Source organism: Staphylococcus sp. HMSC067F07 (assembly GCF_001837405.1).
Classification (GTDB): Bacteria; Bacillota; Bacilli; order Staphylococcales; family Staphylococcaceae; genus Staphylococcus; species Staphylococcus capitis.
Genome location: NZ_KV832239.1, coordinates 1,958 through 2,288 on the forward strand (window position 1 = coordinate 1,958; position 331 = coordinate 2,288).

Annotated in this window: 1 pseudogene; it reads right to left on the minus strand. The window is 36.6% G+C overall.

The features are described from left to right. Positions 1-331 (minus strand): annotated as a pseudogene (locus tag HMPREF2706_RS12420) (hypothetical protein); the annotation flags it as partial.

Genomic DNA, 331 nt, shown 5'->3' on the forward strand with positions numbered 1-331 from the left:
TATATTTTACTTCTAATTTTGTTGATTCACCTTTAGGTGTTACTTCTACGTTGACATGCTCTGCGTTAGATTGAATATCTGGTGCTTCTGGCGTTGTCTCTTTACGTGGCATTTTTAATTTACTTTCTGAACTTGAGTCACTGTTTCCTTTTGTTTCGGTTGCTACTATTTCACTTTCTGCTAACACCGCTTGATAACCAACCGTTACTTTTCCGGTAGTTTCGTCTAATTCAATATGTGGAACCTCTTTGTTAAGTGCCCAAACTCCCCCATTTTTATTTGCGATAATCGAACTTGGTTGGCCATTTGTATCTGTATATTTTACTTCTAA